The sequence below is a fragment of the Mycobacterium sp. Root135 genome, assembly GCF_001426545.1.
Classification (GTDB): Bacteria; Actinomycetota; Actinomycetes; order Mycobacteriales; family Mycobacteriaceae; genus Mycobacterium.
In genome coordinates, this window is sequence record NZ_LMEZ01000005.1 from 974,679 (window position 1) to 987,853 (window position 13,175).

At 68.7% G+C, this 13,175-nt stretch carries 16 protein-coding genes; 13 read left to right on the forward strand and 3 right to left on the reverse strand.

Annotation, left to right across the window (positions count from 1 at the left end; genetic code table 11):
- The first annotated feature begins 44 nt into the window (after positions 1–44).
- Entirely contained in the window at positions 45–1,139 is a 1,095-nt protein-coding gene (locus ASD37_RS15790) for a DUF4185 domain-containing protein (protein ID WP_056553462.1), read from the forward strand.
- A gap of 79 nt (positions 1,140–1,218) precedes the next feature.
- On the opposite strand, the gene ASD37_RS31510 is transcribed toward ASD37_RS15790, so the two are convergent.
- Positions 1,219–1,428 (reverse strand): hypothetical protein, encoded by a 210-nt coding sequence (locus ASD37_RS31510; protein WP_156720896.1) that lies wholly within the window; start codon positions 1,426–1,428, stop codon positions 1,219–1,221.
- Positions 1,429–1,510: 82 nt separating this feature from the next.
- Positions 1,511–2,107, reverse strand: a complete 597-nt coding sequence (locus ASD37_RS15795) for a TetR/AcrR family transcriptional regulator (protein WP_056553465.1) — start codon at positions 2,105–2,107, stop codon at positions 1,511–1,513.
- Positions 2,108–2,209: 102 nt separating this feature from the next.
- Between ASD37_RS15795 and ASD37_RS15800 the strand changes: the two genes are divergently transcribed.
- Complete coding sequence (locus ASD37_RS15800) at positions 2,210–3,121, forward strand: TIGR03620 family F420-dependent LLM class oxidoreductase (protein ID WP_056552559.1); 912 nt, start codon at positions 2,210–2,212, stop codon at positions 3,119–3,121.
- Here the strand turns inward: ASD37_RS15800 and ASD37_RS31995 are convergent.
- The gene (locus tag ASD37_RS31995; RefSeq protein WP_200959904.1) at positions 3,118–3,276 is read right to left on the reverse strand and encodes a hypothetical protein; all 159 of its coding nucleotides are present in this window, start codon (positions 3,274–3,276) and stop codon (positions 3,118–3,120) included. The genes ASD37_RS15800 and ASD37_RS31995 overlap by 4 nt on opposite strands.
- 111 nt (positions 3,277–3,387) lie before the next feature.
- On the opposite strand from ASD37_RS31995, the gene ASD37_RS15805 reads away from it, so the two are divergent.
- The 11 genes from ASD37_RS15805 to egtE all read left to right on the forward strand — a co-directional run bounded on the left by ASD37_RS15805 (position 3,388) and on the right by egtE (position 13,152).
- Positions 3,388–3,843, forward strand: a complete 456-nt coding sequence (locus ASD37_RS15805) for a hypothetical protein (protein ID WP_156720897.1) — start codon at positions 3,388–3,390, stop codon at positions 3,841–3,843.
- Positions 3,844–3,910: 67 nt separating this feature from the next.
- On the forward strand, positions 3,911–4,309 hold the full coding sequence (locus tag ASD37_RS30990; protein ID WP_082570162.1) for a hypothetical protein: 399 nt from the start codon (positions 3,911–3,913) through the stop codon (positions 4,307–4,309).
- A 121-nt stretch (positions 4,310–4,430) separates the two neighbouring features.
- Positions 4,431–5,879 carry a catalase gene (locus ASD37_RS15815; protein WP_056553468.1) on the forward strand — a complete coding sequence of 483 codons (1,449 nt, stop codon included), beginning with the start codon at positions 4,431–4,433 and terminating at the stop codon, positions 5,877–5,879.
- A 196-nt stretch (positions 5,880–6,075) separates the two neighbouring features.
- Complete coding sequence (locus ASD37_RS15820; protein WP_056552567.1) at positions 6,076–6,606, forward strand: hypothetical protein; 531 nt, start codon at positions 6,076–6,078, stop codon at positions 6,604–6,606.
- 40 nt (positions 6,607–6,646) lie between these two features.
- Complete coding sequence (locus ASD37_RS15825) at positions 6,647–7,078, forward strand: organic hydroperoxide resistance protein (RefSeq protein WP_200959905.1); 432 nt, start codon at positions 6,647–6,649, stop codon at positions 7,076–7,078.
- Between the two features lie 3 nt (positions 7,079–7,081).
- Positions 7,082–7,726 (forward strand): sensor domain-containing protein, encoded by a 645-nt coding sequence (locus ASD37_RS15830; RefSeq protein WP_056552572.1) that lies wholly within the window; start codon positions 7,082–7,084, stop codon positions 7,724–7,726.
- Positions 7,727–7,856: 130 nt separating this feature from the next.
- The gene (gene egtA, locus ASD37_RS15835) at positions 7,857–9,131 is read left to right on the forward strand and encodes an ergothioneine biosynthesis glutamate--cysteine ligase EgtA (protein ID WP_056552575.1); all 1,275 of its coding nucleotides are present in this window, start codon (positions 7,857–7,859) and stop codon (positions 9,129–9,131) included.
- Entirely contained in the window at positions 9,128–10,423 is a 1,296-nt protein-coding gene (gene egtB / locus ASD37_RS15840; protein ID WP_056552577.1) for an ergothioneine biosynthesis protein EgtB, read from the forward strand. The genes egtA and egtB overlap by 4 nt, the downstream gene beginning before the upstream one ends.
- Before the next feature lies 1 nt (position 10,424).
- On the forward strand, positions 10,425–11,117 hold the full coding sequence (gene egtC, locus ASD37_RS15845) for an ergothioneine biosynthesis protein EgtC (RefSeq protein WP_056552581.1): 693 nt from the start codon (positions 10,425–10,427) through the stop codon (positions 11,115–11,117).
- Positions 11,114–12,079 (forward strand): L-histidine N(alpha)-methyltransferase, encoded by a 966-nt coding sequence (egtD, locus tag ASD37_RS15850; RefSeq protein WP_056552584.1) that lies wholly within the window; start codon positions 11,114–11,116, stop codon positions 12,077–12,079. The genes egtC and egtD overlap by 4 nt, the downstream gene beginning before the upstream one ends.
- A complete protein-coding gene (egtE, locus tag ASD37_RS15855) occupies positions 12,076–13,152 on the forward strand; it encodes an ergothioneine biosynthesis PLP-dependent enzyme EgtE (protein ID WP_056552587.1) in 1,077 nt (358 codons plus the stop codon). Before egtD ends, egtE begins: the two co-directional genes overlap by 4 nt.
- Positions 13,153–13,175 lie beyond the last annotated feature (23 nt).

A 13,175-nucleotide genomic window follows, 5' to 3' on the forward strand; every position in this document is an offset into this window, starting at 1 on the left:
TCGCGGCGTGGCGCCGACTGGCGTGCGTCAACTCCACGTTCGGCGTGCTGGTGGTGACGGTCGGGTTGCTCGCCGCTCCGGCGCACGCCGATCCGCCGTCACCCGCGCCTGGGCCGGTACTGGCGCCGCTGGCGCCCGGGCAGGTGGTCCGCATCGGACCGACGGCCGGAACGGGTACGCCGACAAGCGATTACGGCATCGGGGCGACGGACCTCTGTGAGTTCATGGAGTTTCCCAGCGGAGTGTTGCAGGTCTGCGGGGACAGCTTCGCGGGCCAGGGTGTCGCCTTCGGTCAACACTTCTCGCCGATTGCGCTGCACGTCGACCTGGACTCGGTGGACGACCCGACCGGCGTTCGCTACTACGGCGTCACCGGTACGGACAAGCCCCTGCTCGCCGACCCCACCCCGTCGGGATCGTCGCAGCTGCCCGCCGGAATCGTGCAGGTGAACCGCGAGAACTACATGTTGGTGACCACCACCAAGGATCTCGTGCCCGCCACCTCGAGACTGGTCAAAGCTAGTCCTTATCAAGGCAATTGGGCTACGGTGCCGGGATCGCAGCGGTCGGCGAACTTCGCAGGCGGCAGGCAGTCGCAGATCAGCGGTTACTACGACCCGATCCCCACGCCGGACTCCCCGAGCGGCTGGGTGTACGTCGTGGCCAACGACTTCGACCGAAGTGAACCGGTGGAGCTCTACCGGGCGACGCCGCAGTCGTTCACCGACCGGTCGAGCTGGCAGGCGTGGTCGGGTGGCGGGACGTGGGGTAGGTCGCCCGTGGCGTTGTGGGGAGACCGGGTGGGAGAGATGAGCATTCGGCAGGTCGACGGCAAGACGGTGCTGTCGTACTTCAACGCGAGCACCGGCAACATGGAGGTTCGCGTCGCCAACGACCCGACCGGACTCGGTACTGCCCCGGTGACGACGGTGGTGTTGGCCGGAGCCTGGCCGGACGAGGCCGACGACCTGCCGTCTCCCGAGGACAACAGGCTGGCCCAACCCTATGGCGGCTACCTGTCACCCGGGTCGACGCTCGACGAACTACGTGTGTTCGTCAGTCAGTGGAACACGTTGCCGCAGGCCGACAATGCGCCGTATCGGGTGATTCAGTACGCGGTGAACCCGTTCAAGCCGTAGGTGTCCTTTGATGACGGTGTCGACGACGAGCCCTTCGCTTGGCGATCCGCCAAGCGAAGAGCTCCGCATCCGGCGACGGCTACCGGCCCTTGGAACTCTGACCTGGCGGGTGCACCGGTGGCGCGGTGGGAGGGCACGGCTGAGCCGCATCTGCAGCACAGCTCTCGCCGGGCGGAGGGGGCGCGGGGGTCTCGGCGCCGGCGACGCCACCGCCGAACCCCAGCATCGCCACCGCCAGGCCGCCACCCATGGCAATCCCGCCGAGCACTCGCGTCATCTTCGTTCTCATCGAACCCCCCTTGATATGTGAATGGATCGAGATTGTTATATACCAAGGGAGTTAGCTGTGCAGCCGAATTCTGTCGGCCCTGTCAATTATTTGCGCGACCGTTTGCCTCGGGCTCCGGTCTGCCCAGTGACTTCCACGCGGCGAGAGTGTCGGAGACGTGGGTCGACAACGAGGTCTCGTCGGCCGCGCCGAGCCACCGGTCAAGTGCCACGCTGAACACCGTGACGGCGGTGTGCGCGGCGAGCGTCGCCCCGAGGTCGTCCAGCCCGCGTTCGCGGAACCCGTGGCTGATCGCCTCCGTCAGAATCGACATCTTGCGCAGCCCGCGCTCCCGGAGCCCGGCGTCGGCGTCGATGACCGCCTGGTGTGCCAGCAGGTAGTCGCGGCGGCCGTCGAACTTGGTTTCCGCGATCGTCCGCAGGCTGGTCGCGATCACCTCCAGGGCACCCGCCGACTGCGGCGCGGCAGCCATGACCTGCCGGACCACGTCGGGCAGTTCGGCCTGGTAGGCGAAGAGGACCTCGCGTTTGTCCGCGAAGTGGCGGAAGAAGGTGCGCGTCGTCAAGCCCGCGCGCGCGGCGATCTGCGGGACGGTGGTTTCGGCGAAGCCCTGCTCGATGAACAGGGCCAACGCCGCGGCCTCCAGACGTGTGCGCGCTCCCTCTGGCCATCGACCCATGGACGACATCCTAGAAGGTGATGACACGTGATGTCATTATGGTCTAGTGTGATGACACTCGATGCCATCACTCGGATGGCGCAGTCATGAAGGCGGTACGCAATGAACGTGAACACAGTCGAAGCCGCCCGTCGCGCGATTGGGCCGGTCGGGGCCTTCCTGCCGGTCTCGTTCACCGAGGCGCCTTCCGTACACACGCAGCGGGACGCCGTCGAGCGGTTCGAACGCGCCGGCTACCCGTGCACCTGGACCAATGAGGTCTTCGGCAAGGACGCGCTGGTCCAGCTGGCGCTTCTGCTCGGCGCCACTCGACGCATGACCTTCGGCACCGGCGTTGCCAACGTCTGGGTGCGGGAGCCGCAGACCCTGGCCGCCGCGGCCGCGCAGCTGGCCCAGGCCCATCCGGGCCGCTTCGTCCTCGGGCTCGGCGTGGGACATCCGCAACAGGCCGAGACCGCGGGCCGCGACTACGGCCGGCCGCTGGACACCATGCGCGAATACCAACGCCGGATGGGCGAGGCCACCTGGCCGCCGGTGCCCGACGCCGACTATCCACGAATCATCGCCGCAAACGGTCCCAAGATGCTCGAGCTGGCCGCCGAGACGGCCGACGGTGCGTTGCCTGCGGGACTGCCCGCCGACCACACGGCGAAGGCCAGGCAGGTCCTCGGTCCGGACAAGCTGCTCGTCGTCGGGCTGTCCGTCGTCGTCGACTCAGACCTCGACCGCGCCAGAGAGACGGCCCGGGCCACGGTCAGCGCGTCGCTCAGCAGTCCGGCCTACGCCAAAATCGTTGTCGGACTCGGGTATTCCGCGAACGCCGACGACCGGTTGGTCGACGCCGTCGTCGGTCACGGCCGTCCCGATGCCGTCGCGAACCTGGTGCGGGCGCACCTGCAGGCCGGCGCCGACCATGTCATGGTGATGATGCCGGGCGGCGACTTCGACGGCGGGGTTGCCGGTCTCGAAGAGCTGGCTCCGACGCTGATGTCGATCGGGGCCGTGGGCCGCTAGGTCTCGTCGGCGACCTGGTGATGATCCTGATGCCCGGCCGGCGCCTCCGGATCGGACGTCGGGTCGTCCAACTGATCCTGCATTTCGCGCTGCTCCTCGGTGGTCTCGGTGGCGTCCCGGGGCGTCGACGGCGGGTCGTTCTGCGGCTGTCCCATGCGGTAGGTGGTTGCCCATCGGGCACTCGGCAAACCTCCACAGTGGATTCACGAGGGAACACGACGGAAATTTGTCGACCCAGCCTCGAACCGACGACGATCATGGACGCCATGAGCCAACCAGTCGACTATCCCGGCGACGCCGCGACGGGTCCGCAGACCGCAGTCCTTCCCGAAGGGCACTACCAGCAGCCGCCCCAGGGATACGCCTACCCGCCGCCCGGGCCGGGACCGCAGCAGATGCCCCCGCCGGGCAAGCCCAGCCGCCTGAACAAGGTGGCGGCGTGGGTGGGCATCGTCGCCGGCTCACTCGTCATCGTCGCCGTGTTGTTCGGCTCCGGGTTCTACTTCGGTCGCGAAACGGCCCCCGTGCCGCCGGACCGAAGCGCGGCAGGCACCGAGCAGGGCCCGATGATCATGCCGATGCCACGTGGCCAGTTCGAGCGGCCGGGCCCCGGCATCGTCATCCCAAATGGGCCGACGTTCACGCTGCCGAACATCTTCCCGCAATTCCCGATGCCGCCGCAGGGGCCGACGACCCAGGTGCCGGGGCAACCGCCGCGCTGACCCGCTCATAGCGCTTTCATAGCCGGTTCATCATTGGCGCATCACCATCGCGGCCAAGATCGGAACCATGAGCGAAACAGCGTCGTCACCAGAATCGGCAACGGGTCCCATCGAGACCCCGGCCACCACCGCCCCCGTCGTCGTCCAAGAGCGGGACGTCGAGCCGCGCCGCCGCGGCGGCAGGCTCAACGTCGTCTTGGCGTGGGTCGGCATCGTCGCGGGGACGGTCTTCGTCGTCGCCGTCATCTTCTTCTCCGGGTTCGTGCTCGGGGCCAGCGTCGGCGGTGGTCACCACCACGGCGGTCATCACGGACACGGCAACGGTCAGATGGAGCACGACGGCGGTGGGCCTCGGCACGGCTGGCAGGGCGGTCCGGGAGGCCCCGGTTTCCCAGGCGGTCCCGGTTTCGGTCAAGGCCCGGGTCAAGGTCCCGGTTCACCTCCGCCCACGCCTCCCGGTCGATAGCCTCGAATCGGGGTGACGAGTGCGTGCGACGCTTCGTGGGTATGCCACGGGGAGCGGTGCGTCAGACGAGATGCGGCCCAGCCCCGAGTGGCCGCGACGCCACCCGGAGATGGATGGGTTCATGACTGAAAAGATCGCAACCACGGACGGCGGCGCGCCGATCCCAAGCGTCGAACACTCACTCACGGTCGGTCCCGACGGGCCGATTCTGCTGCAGGACCACTACCTGATCGAGCAGATGGCGAACTTCAACCGGGAGCGGATTCCGGAGCGGCAGCCCCACGCCAAGGGCGGCGGAGCGTTCGGCACCTTCGAGGTCACCAACGACGTCAGCCGGTACACCAAGGCGGCGTTCCTGCAGCCGGGCGTCAAGACGGAGATGGTGGCGAGGTTCTCGACCGTGGCGGGGGAGCGAGGCAGCCCAGACACGTGGCGTGACCCGCGGGGCTTCTCGCTGAAGTTCTACACGTCCGAGGGCAACTGGGACATGGTCGGCAACAACACGCCGGTGTTCTTCATCCGCGACCCGATGAAGTTCCAGAACTTCATCCGCAGCCAGAAACGGATGGCCGCCAACAACCTTCGCGACCACAACATGCAGTGGGACTTCTGGACCCTGGTGCCGGAGTCGGCGCATCAGGTCACCTATCTGATGGGTGACCGCGGCATCCCCAAAACCTGGCGAAACATGAACGGCTACTCCAGTCACACCTACAGCCTGGTCAACGCGAACGACGAGTTGTCGTGGGTGAAGTACCACTTCATCTCCGACCAGGGCATCGACTACCTCACCCAGGAGGACGCCGATCGCATTGCCGGCGAGGACGGCGACTACCACCAGCGGGACCTGTTCGACTCCATCGAGGCAGGCAACCACCCAAGCTGGACGCTAAAGATCCAGGTCATGCCGTTCGAGGACGCCAAGACCTACCGGATCAACCCGTTCGACCTGACCAAGGTGTGGCCGCACTCGGACTACCCATTGATCGACGTCGGCACGATGACGCTCAACCGCAACGTCGTGGACTATCACGCGCAGATCGAGCAGGCGGCGTTCGAGCCGAACAACCTCGTGCCCGGCACCGGCCTGTCCCCGGACAAGATGTTGCTGGCCCGGGGGTTCTCCTACTCCGACGCCCACCGCGCCCGCCTTGGCGTGAACTACAAGCAGATCCCGGTCAACGAGCCGAAGTCGGAGGTCAACGCGTACTCCAAGGACGGGGCGATGCGGATCAAGCTCGCCACCGACCCGGTCTATGCGCCGAATTCGATGGGCGGTCCCGTGGCCGACCCGGCCCGCGCCTCCGAGGTGCACTGGATGGCCGACGGCGACATGGTCCGTACGGCGTATGCGTTGCGGGCCGAGGACGACGACTGGGGCCAGGCTGGTGCGCTGGTCCGGGAGGTCATGGACGACGATCAGCGCGAACGCCTCGTGGGCAACATCGTCGGCCACGTGCTCGACGGCGTGAAGGAGCCGGTGTTGTCGAGGGTCTTCGAGTACTGGACCAACGTCGACCCGGAGATCGGCAAGAAGGTCGAGGAAGGCGTACGCGCCGGCAACGGCTGACGCTTCTCCTTCGGTAGTGAATCTGGCGATGCACCACGCGGGTGGTGCGTCGCCAGCTTCACGTTTGGGGCGGGAATGGCGGCGCGACACGCCGGGGTGAATGCCATCCTTGTGATTCGCGTGGGGTCTGTGAGACTATTGAGAACTTTGGGGAACATGTGGCGACGGTTCCCAATTCGTGACAATGTCGTCACCCATGACACGCATGCGAGTGAGGCTCATCGCGGCGGTCGGCGCGGCATTGGTCCTCCTGACGAGCGGTTGCTCGATGCAGGCCGAGGCGCCGCAGCGCGGCTTGGCGAAGGTGTTCTCCGTCGGCGACTGCGTCGCCATCCCGTCGGAGGCGCCGGACTCGCCGACCACGTTGACCGCCGACAAGGCATCCTGCGCGGCCGACCCGAGCTACACCGTCGGGGCGCTCGCCGACAAATCCGGGGCCTGCCCGAGCGTCGAATATCAGCATGTGCCAACGCAATTCGCCGATCCGTCGACGACGCGACTGTGCCTGGTACCCAACCTCGTCGCCAACCACTGCTACGTCATGGACATGCCGATCGGCATGCTGCAGCTCGCCGACTGTGCCGAGCGCGGCCAGGACGGCCTGCTGGTCCAGGTCACCCAGCGCCTCGACGTCCGCGATCAACGCGCTTGCCCCGCGGCGGTCGGTCAATACGCCTGGCCCTACCCGTCCCCGCCCCGGACGTACTGCACCCTGACGATCTTCTAAGGGATTCTCGCCCGCCGTCGCAGCTGGCATGATCGAACGCATGAGCATCGAAGTCGTCTACACCGCAGAATCCACGTCCACCGGTGGGGGCCGCGACGGCCACGTGACGTCCGCCGACGGGAAGATCGACCTCGACACCCGTCCGCCCAAGGAGATGGGTGGCAGTGGCGAGGGCGTCAACCCCGAACTGCTCTTCTCGGCCGGCTACTCCGCCTGTTTCCTCGGCGCACTGCGCCTGGTCGCCAAGAACGAGAAGATCTCCATCGACGACGCCAGCGCGATCACCGCTCAGATTGGCTTCGGCAAGGACTCCGAGGGTGGCTTCGGCCTGAACGCGCACCTCATCGGATACCTCCCCGGCCTCGAGCAGGGCGTCGCCGACGACCTGATGGAGAAGGCCCACGGCTTCTGCCCGTACTCCAAGGCCACTCGCGGAAACATCGACGTCAAGCTGACTGCCAAGGTCGTCTAGCCGATGCGCACGACCGCCGGTGTGGCGGTGGCCGTGATGGCGGCGGCGGTCGCACTGGCGCCGGTCGCCGACGCGCGACCCTCCGACCCGGGGGTGGTGTCCTACGCCGTGCTCGGCAAGGGCTCGGTCGGCAACGTCGTGGGCGCCCCGATGCGGTGGGAGTCGACCTTCACCGCGCCCTTCCAGGCCTATTACGTCGACCTGCCCGCCTGCAACAACTGGGCCGACATCGGCCTGCCCGAGGTCTACACCGATCCCGACCTGGCGTCGTTCAACGGTGCCGTCGCCCAGCGCGCCGCAGACGACGACACAAACCTGGTGAAACAGGCCGTCGGAGTGTTCGCGACCGGCGAGGCCGCCACCCGCGCCTTCCATCGCGTGACCGACAGGACCGTCGGCTGCGCCGGCCAAACCACGGCCATGCACCTGGACGACTTCACCACGCAGGTCTGGTCGTTCTCCGGCGACGGACCAAGGGGCAACGACGCGGTGTGGGTGAAGCAGGAGGCGGGTACTGATCGTCGGTGCTTCATTCAAACCAGGCTGCGCGAGAACGTTCTGCTACAAGCGAAAGTGTGCCAGCCTGGCAACGGCGGGCCTGCGGTGAACGTGCTGGCCGGCGCGATGCAGAACACACTGGGCCAATAGCGGCTGCGCCCGTACGGCAGTCCGGAATGAATTGTTTTGGCCGTTTTGTCGGTTACCTCTCAGAAGATGGTGAAGGCGATCTTGTACGCGAACGAGCCGCGCCTTGCCCCCGCGCGGTGATCCGGAGGGGATGGTTGGCGTGACCACCACCACAGACCTGTGCGGAGCCGAGCTGACGGACTCCGCCGACGCGGCCCGCCGGATCGGCGCCGAGTGTTTGACCGACGGCCCGATTGGCCGCATCGGGCTCGAGATCGAGGCGCACTGCTTCGACCTCGACGACCCCATGCGACGCCCGGGGTGGGCCGAGCTCACCGAGGTGATCGCCAAGGTCCCGCCGATGCCCGGCGGCAGCCCCATCACCGTCGAGCCGGGCGGTGCGGTGGAGCTGTCCGGCCCGCCCGCGGATTCGGTGGTGCCCGCCATCGCGGCGATGCGATCCGATCGGGCGGTGCTGACGAGGGCGTTCGCCGAACACGGACTGGGCCTGGTGTTGCTCGGCGCCGATCCCCTTCGCCCACCGAAACGGGTCAACCCGGGGGATCGCTACCGCGCCATGGAGCAGTTCTTCGCCGCCAGCGGCACGGTCGACGCCGGCGCGGCAATGATGACGTCGACGGCGTCGGTGCAGGTCAACCTCGACGCCGGTCCACGTGCGGGCTGGGCCGAGCGGGTTCGGCTCGCCCACGCGCTTGGCCCGACGATGATCGCGATCTCCGCCAATTCACCGCTCCTCGGCGGTGAACCCTCCGGCTGGCGCAGCACCCGGCAGCGGGTGTGGAGCCGGCTGGACTCTGCCCGCACCGGTCCGGTGTTGGGTGCCAGCGGCGGTGACCCGGCCGACGACTGGGTCAGCTACGCGCTGAAGGCCCCGGTGATGTTGGTGCAAGGCATAGGGACTGCCCCCGCGACTCCCCTCACACAGGTCGTCCCGTTTGCCGACTGGGCCGACGGCCGCGCGCTGCTCGGGGGCCGACGTCCGACGGCGGCCGACCTGGACTACCACCTCACGACGTTGTTTCCGCCCGTGCGGCCGCGCGGCTTCCTGGAGATCCGGTACCTCGACAGCACGCCGGACGACGTGTGGCCGGCCGTGGTCTTCACCCTGGCCACCCTCCTGGACGACCCGTCGGCCGTCGACGTCGCCGCGGAGGCGACGGAACCCGTTGCCACCGAATGGGACCTGGCCGCCAGGGTCGGACTCGGCGACGAGCGGCTACGCGCGGCGGCCCTGCGGTGCGTGCAAACCGTCGCCGATCTGGCGCCGCCGGAGTTGCGTGCCCCGATGCAGCGGTTGTTGCGCCGCGTGGAACTTGGCCGGAGCTCGGCCGACGACTTCACCGACCTCGTCGCCGGAAGCACGGTCCCGGCGGCCGTGAGCCGATTGGCGGGTATGACCGCGTGATTACCCGAGAGGAACTGGCGAGGGAGCTCACCTCGGCAAGGGAGCGCACGCTGCGGCTCGTCGAACTCGACGACGCCGAGCTGCTGCGACAGTACGACCCGCTGATGAGTCCGCTGGTGTGGGACCTGGCGCACATCGGCTGGCAAGAGGAGATGTGGCTGCTCCGCGGTAACGACCCACGTCGGCCGGGGCTGCTCGAGCCGGCGGTGGAACGGCTCTACGACGCCTTCGAACACTCGCGGGCCAGTCGCGTCAACCTGCCGCTGCTGCCGCCGACGGACGCGCGCTCATTCGTTCGCACCGTCCGGGACAAGTCGCTCGACGCGCTCGAGGCTCTGCCCGCCGACGACGGCAGCGGCGCCTTCGTGTTCGGCTTGGTGGTCAGCCACGAGAACCAGCACGACGAAACCATGTTGCAGGCCTTGAGCATTCGCACGGGTCCGCCGATCCTGGGCCGCGGCGCGCCGCTGCCGCCGGGGCGCCCTGGCGTCGCAGGGACGTCTGTATTGGTCCCGGGCGGGCCGTTCGTCCTCGGTGTCACCGCCGCCGAGGAGCCGATGTCGCTGGACAACGAACGCGACGCGCACGTCGTCGACGTGGCGTCGTTCCGGATCGGACGGGTTCCCGTCACCAACGGCGAGTGGCGCGAATTCGTCGACGACGGCGGCTATCTCGAACCGCGGTGGTGGTCGGACGCCGGGTGGGCGCACCGTCAGCAGGCCGGGCTGACCTCGCCGAAGTTCTGGAGTGTCGAGGCAGGCACGCGAACGCGGTTCGGATACCTGGAGGACATTCCCGCCGACGAACCCGTGCAGCACGTGACGTACTTCGAAGCCGAGGCGTACGCCGCGTGGGCCGGTGCCCGGTTGCCCACCGAGGTGGAGTGGGAGAAGGCTTGCGCCTGGGACCCGGAACGGGGTGTTCGCCGCAGGTTCCCTTGGGGTGCAACGGAACCCAGCACGGCCCTGGTCAACATGGGTGGCGAGGCGTTGCGGCCCGCGCCCGTCGGGGCCTACCCGGCCGGGGCGTCGGCCTACGGCGCGGAGCAGATGCTCGGTGACGTGTGGGAGTGGACGACGTCCTCGCTGCGGCCGTGGCCGGGGTTCACCCCGATGCTCTACGAGCAGTATTCGAGCCCCTTCTTCGAGGGCTCCGGGGCCGGTGACTACCGGGTGCTGCGCGGTGGCGCGTGGTCGGTGGCCCCCAACATCGTGCGGCCGAGCTTCCGCAACTGGGACCATCCGATCCGCCGGCAGATCTTCTCCGGCGTCCGACTCGCGTGGGACGCCTAGGGTGTGCCGCCACCTGGGCTGGCTCGGCGAGCCGGTGTCCGTCGCGTCCCTGGTCCTCGAACCGCCGGATGCCCTTCTGGTGCAGTCGTATTCGCCCCGGTTGCAGAAGCACGGCACGATGAACGCCGACGGTTGGGGCGCCGGTTTCTTCGACGCCGGGACGCCGCGGCGGTGGCGCAGTGCCGCACCGCTGTGGGGTGACGCGTCCTTCGCCTCGGTGGCGCCCGCGCTGCGCAGTGGATGCGTCGTCGCGGCCGTCCGGTCGGCCACCGTCGGCATGCCGATCGAGCCGTCGGCGTCGGCGCCGTTCACCGACGGCCAATGGTTGCTGTCCCACAACGGCGTCGTCGACCGGTCGGTGCTACCGCTGTCGTCGGCCGCCGAATCCACCGTCGACAGCGCGCTGCTGGCCGCCCTGATCTTCGATCGCGGCCTCGACGTGCTGGGTGACACCGTCGTCGAGGTTGGCAACGCCGATCCGAACGCCCGCCTGAACATCATCGCCGCCAACGGATCTCGACTGCTTGGCACGACGTGGGGAGACACCCTGTCGATCCTGCGAAGGGACGACGGCGTCGTGCTGGCGAGCGAACCCTACGACGACGACCCCCGCTGGGAGGAAGTTCCCGACCGCCATCTGGTGGACGTCTCGGGAACCTCCGTCGAACTGATTGCTCTGAAAGGCTCGTCATGACCATGTCCCTGTCCAACTACCTCGCCGCCGACGCCGCAGCCCACGCGCTGCGGCGCGACGTCCGCGACGGCTTGACGTCCTCACCGAAGTCGTTGCCGCCCAAGTGGTTCTACGACGCCACGGGTAGTGATCTGTTCGATCAGATCACCCGACTGCCCGAGTACTACCCGACGCGCGCCGAAGCCGAGATCCTTCGCGCCCATGGTGCCGACGTCGCGGCCACCTCGGGTGCGGACACCCTGGTGGAGCTCGGCAGCGGAACGTCGGAGAAGACGCGCATCCTGCTCGACGCCATGGACCAGGCCGGTTCCCTGCGGCGGTTCATCCCCTTCGACGTCGACGCGACGATCCTCGAGTCGGCGGGCGCCGCCATCGGAGCCGAGTACCCCGGCGTCGAGATCGACGCCGTCTGTGGCGACTTCGAGGAGCACCTCGGCAAGATTCCATTGGTCGGCCGTCGGCTGGTGGTCTTCCTCGGCTCGACGATCGGCAACCTCACCGCCGGTCCGCGCGCCGAATTCCTTGCGGCGCTGGCCGACAGCCTGCAGCCGGGGGACACCCTCTTGCTCGGCACCGACCTCGTGAAGGACGTCGACCGCCTGGTTCGGGCCTACGACGATTCGGCTGGTGTCACCGCGGCCTTCAACAAGAACGTGCTCGCCGTGGTGAACCGCGAGCTGGACGCCGACTTCGACGTCGACGCGTTCGAGCACGTCGCCCGGTGGAACCCCGACGAGCTGCGCATCGAGATGCGGTTGCGTGCCACCGGTCCGCAGCGGGTGCGAATCGAGGGCCTCGACCTGACCGTCGACTTCGCCGAGGGCGAGGAGATGCTGACCGAGGTGTCCTGCAAGTTCCAGCCGGACGGCGTCGCCGAGGAGCTCGCGGCGGCCGGTCTGCGGCGGATCGAGTGGTGGACCGATGCCGCAGGCGACTTCGGGCTCTCGCTCGCCGTCAAGTGAGCCTCGCCGAGGACTGGAGGGCGGCCCGTCCGTCGACCGCGGGGGTGCACCTGGACAGCGCTGCCTGCTCACGACAGTCCTTCGCCGCGGTGGACGCCGCGGCGGCGCACGCCCGTCACGAAGCCGAGGTCGGCGGGTACGTCGCCGCCGAGGCGGCCGCGCCTGCGCTGCACGCGGGTCGAGCCGCCGCCGGAGCCCTGACCGGGTTCACCGGCGACGACGTCGTCTTCACCACGGGCGCCACCCACGCCCTCGGCGTGCTGCTGGGCGATTGGCGGGGCGGCAAGAAGATCGCCTGCCTGCCCGGTGAGTACGGGCCGAACCTCGTCGTCATGGCGCGACACGGTTTCCTGACCGTGCCGCTCCCGGCCGACGGCGAAGGGCGGCTCGACCCCGATGCCGCGGCCCGCGCCCTTGCCGACGACCCGCCGGCGTTGGTGCACGTCACGATGTTGGGCAGTCACCGCGGCGTCGTGCAGCCCGTTGCGGCGATCGCCGCGGCGTGCCGCGAACACGGCATCCCCCTGATCGTCGACGCCGCGCAGGCATTCGCGCACCTCGACTGCGCCGACACCGGTGCCGACGCGGTGTACACGTCGTCGCGCAAGTGGACGGCCGGACCACGCGGCGTCGGACTGCTGGCGACGAGGGCTGGACTGCTGACCGACGAGGCCAGGGCCGCCCTGGCCGACGCCGAGGTGAACGTCGCTGCCCACCTTGGTCTTTCGGTGGCACTCGGCGAACACGTCGCGGCGGGACCAAAGCGCACCCAGGCGCGGCTCGCGGAGGTGGGTGCGCAGACGCGCGCGGTGCTCGCCGACGTGCCCGGCTGGCAGGTGGTTGAATCGGTCGACGAGCCAAGCGCCATCACGACGCTGACCCCGCCCGACGGCGTCGACCCGCTCGAGGTGCGGGCGCGTCTCATCGCCGAACACCGGATCCTCACCACCGGCGCGCTGATCGGACGGGCGCCCGGCGAGATGACGCGTCCCGTCCTTCGGGTGTCGCCGCACGTCGACGTGACCACCGAGGAGCTCGAGCTGCTCGCGGCGGCGCTGACCGCGGTGGCTTAGCACCAGCCCAGGCCTACCCGATC

What these genes read in the sequence shown, in the direction of transcription:
- egtA (WP_056552575.1), top strand. Translation starts at nt 7,857, where the DNA reads ATGGTTGGCGTGACCACCACCACAGACCTGTGCGGAGCCGAGCTGACG.
- ASD37_RS30990 (WP_082570162.1), top strand. Translation starts at nt 3,911, where the DNA reads ATGAGCGAAACAGCGTCGTCACCAGAATCGGCAACGGGTCCCATCGAG.
- ASD37_RS15820 (WP_056552567.1), top strand. Translation starts at nt 6,076, where the DNA reads ATGACACGCATGCGAGTGAGGCTCATCGCGGCGGTCGGCGCGGCATTG.
- ASD37_RS31995 (WP_200959904.1), bottom strand. Translation starts at nt 3,276, where the DNA reads ATGGGACAGCCGCAGAACGACCCGCCGTCGACGCCCCGGGACGCCACC.
- ASD37_RS15830 (WP_056552572.1), top strand. Translation starts at nt 7,082, where the DNA reads ATGCGCACGACCGCCGGTGTGGCGGTGGCCGTGATGGCGGCGGCGGTC.
- ASD37_RS15815 (WP_056553468.1), top strand. Translation starts at nt 4,431, where the DNA reads ATGACTGAAAAGATCGCAACCACGGACGGCGGCGCGCCGATCCCAAGC.
- ASD37_RS31510 (WP_156720896.1), bottom strand. Translation starts at nt 1,428, where the DNA reads ATGAGAACGAAGATGACGCGAGTGCTCGGCGGGATTGCCATGGGTGGC.
- ASD37_RS15805 (WP_156720897.1), top strand. Translation starts at nt 3,388, where the DNA reads ATGAGCCAACCAGTCGACTATCCCGGCGACGCCGCGACGGGTCCGCAG.
- ASD37_RS15825 (WP_200959905.1), top strand. Translation starts at nt 6,647, where the DNA reads ATGAGCATCGAAGTCGTCTACACCGCAGAATCCACGTCCACCGGTGGG.
- ASD37_RS15800 (WP_056552559.1), top strand. Translation starts at nt 2,210, where the DNA reads ATGAACGTGAACACAGTCGAAGCCGCCCGTCGCGCGATTGGGCCGGTC.
- ASD37_RS15795 (WP_056553465.1), bottom strand. Translation starts at nt 2,107, where the DNA reads ATGGGTCGATGGCCAGAGGGAGCGCGCACACGTCTGGAGGCCGCGGCG.
- egtD (WP_056552584.1), top strand. Translation starts at nt 11,114, where the DNA reads ATGACCATGTCCCTGTCCAACTACCTCGCCGCCGACGCCGCAGCCCAC.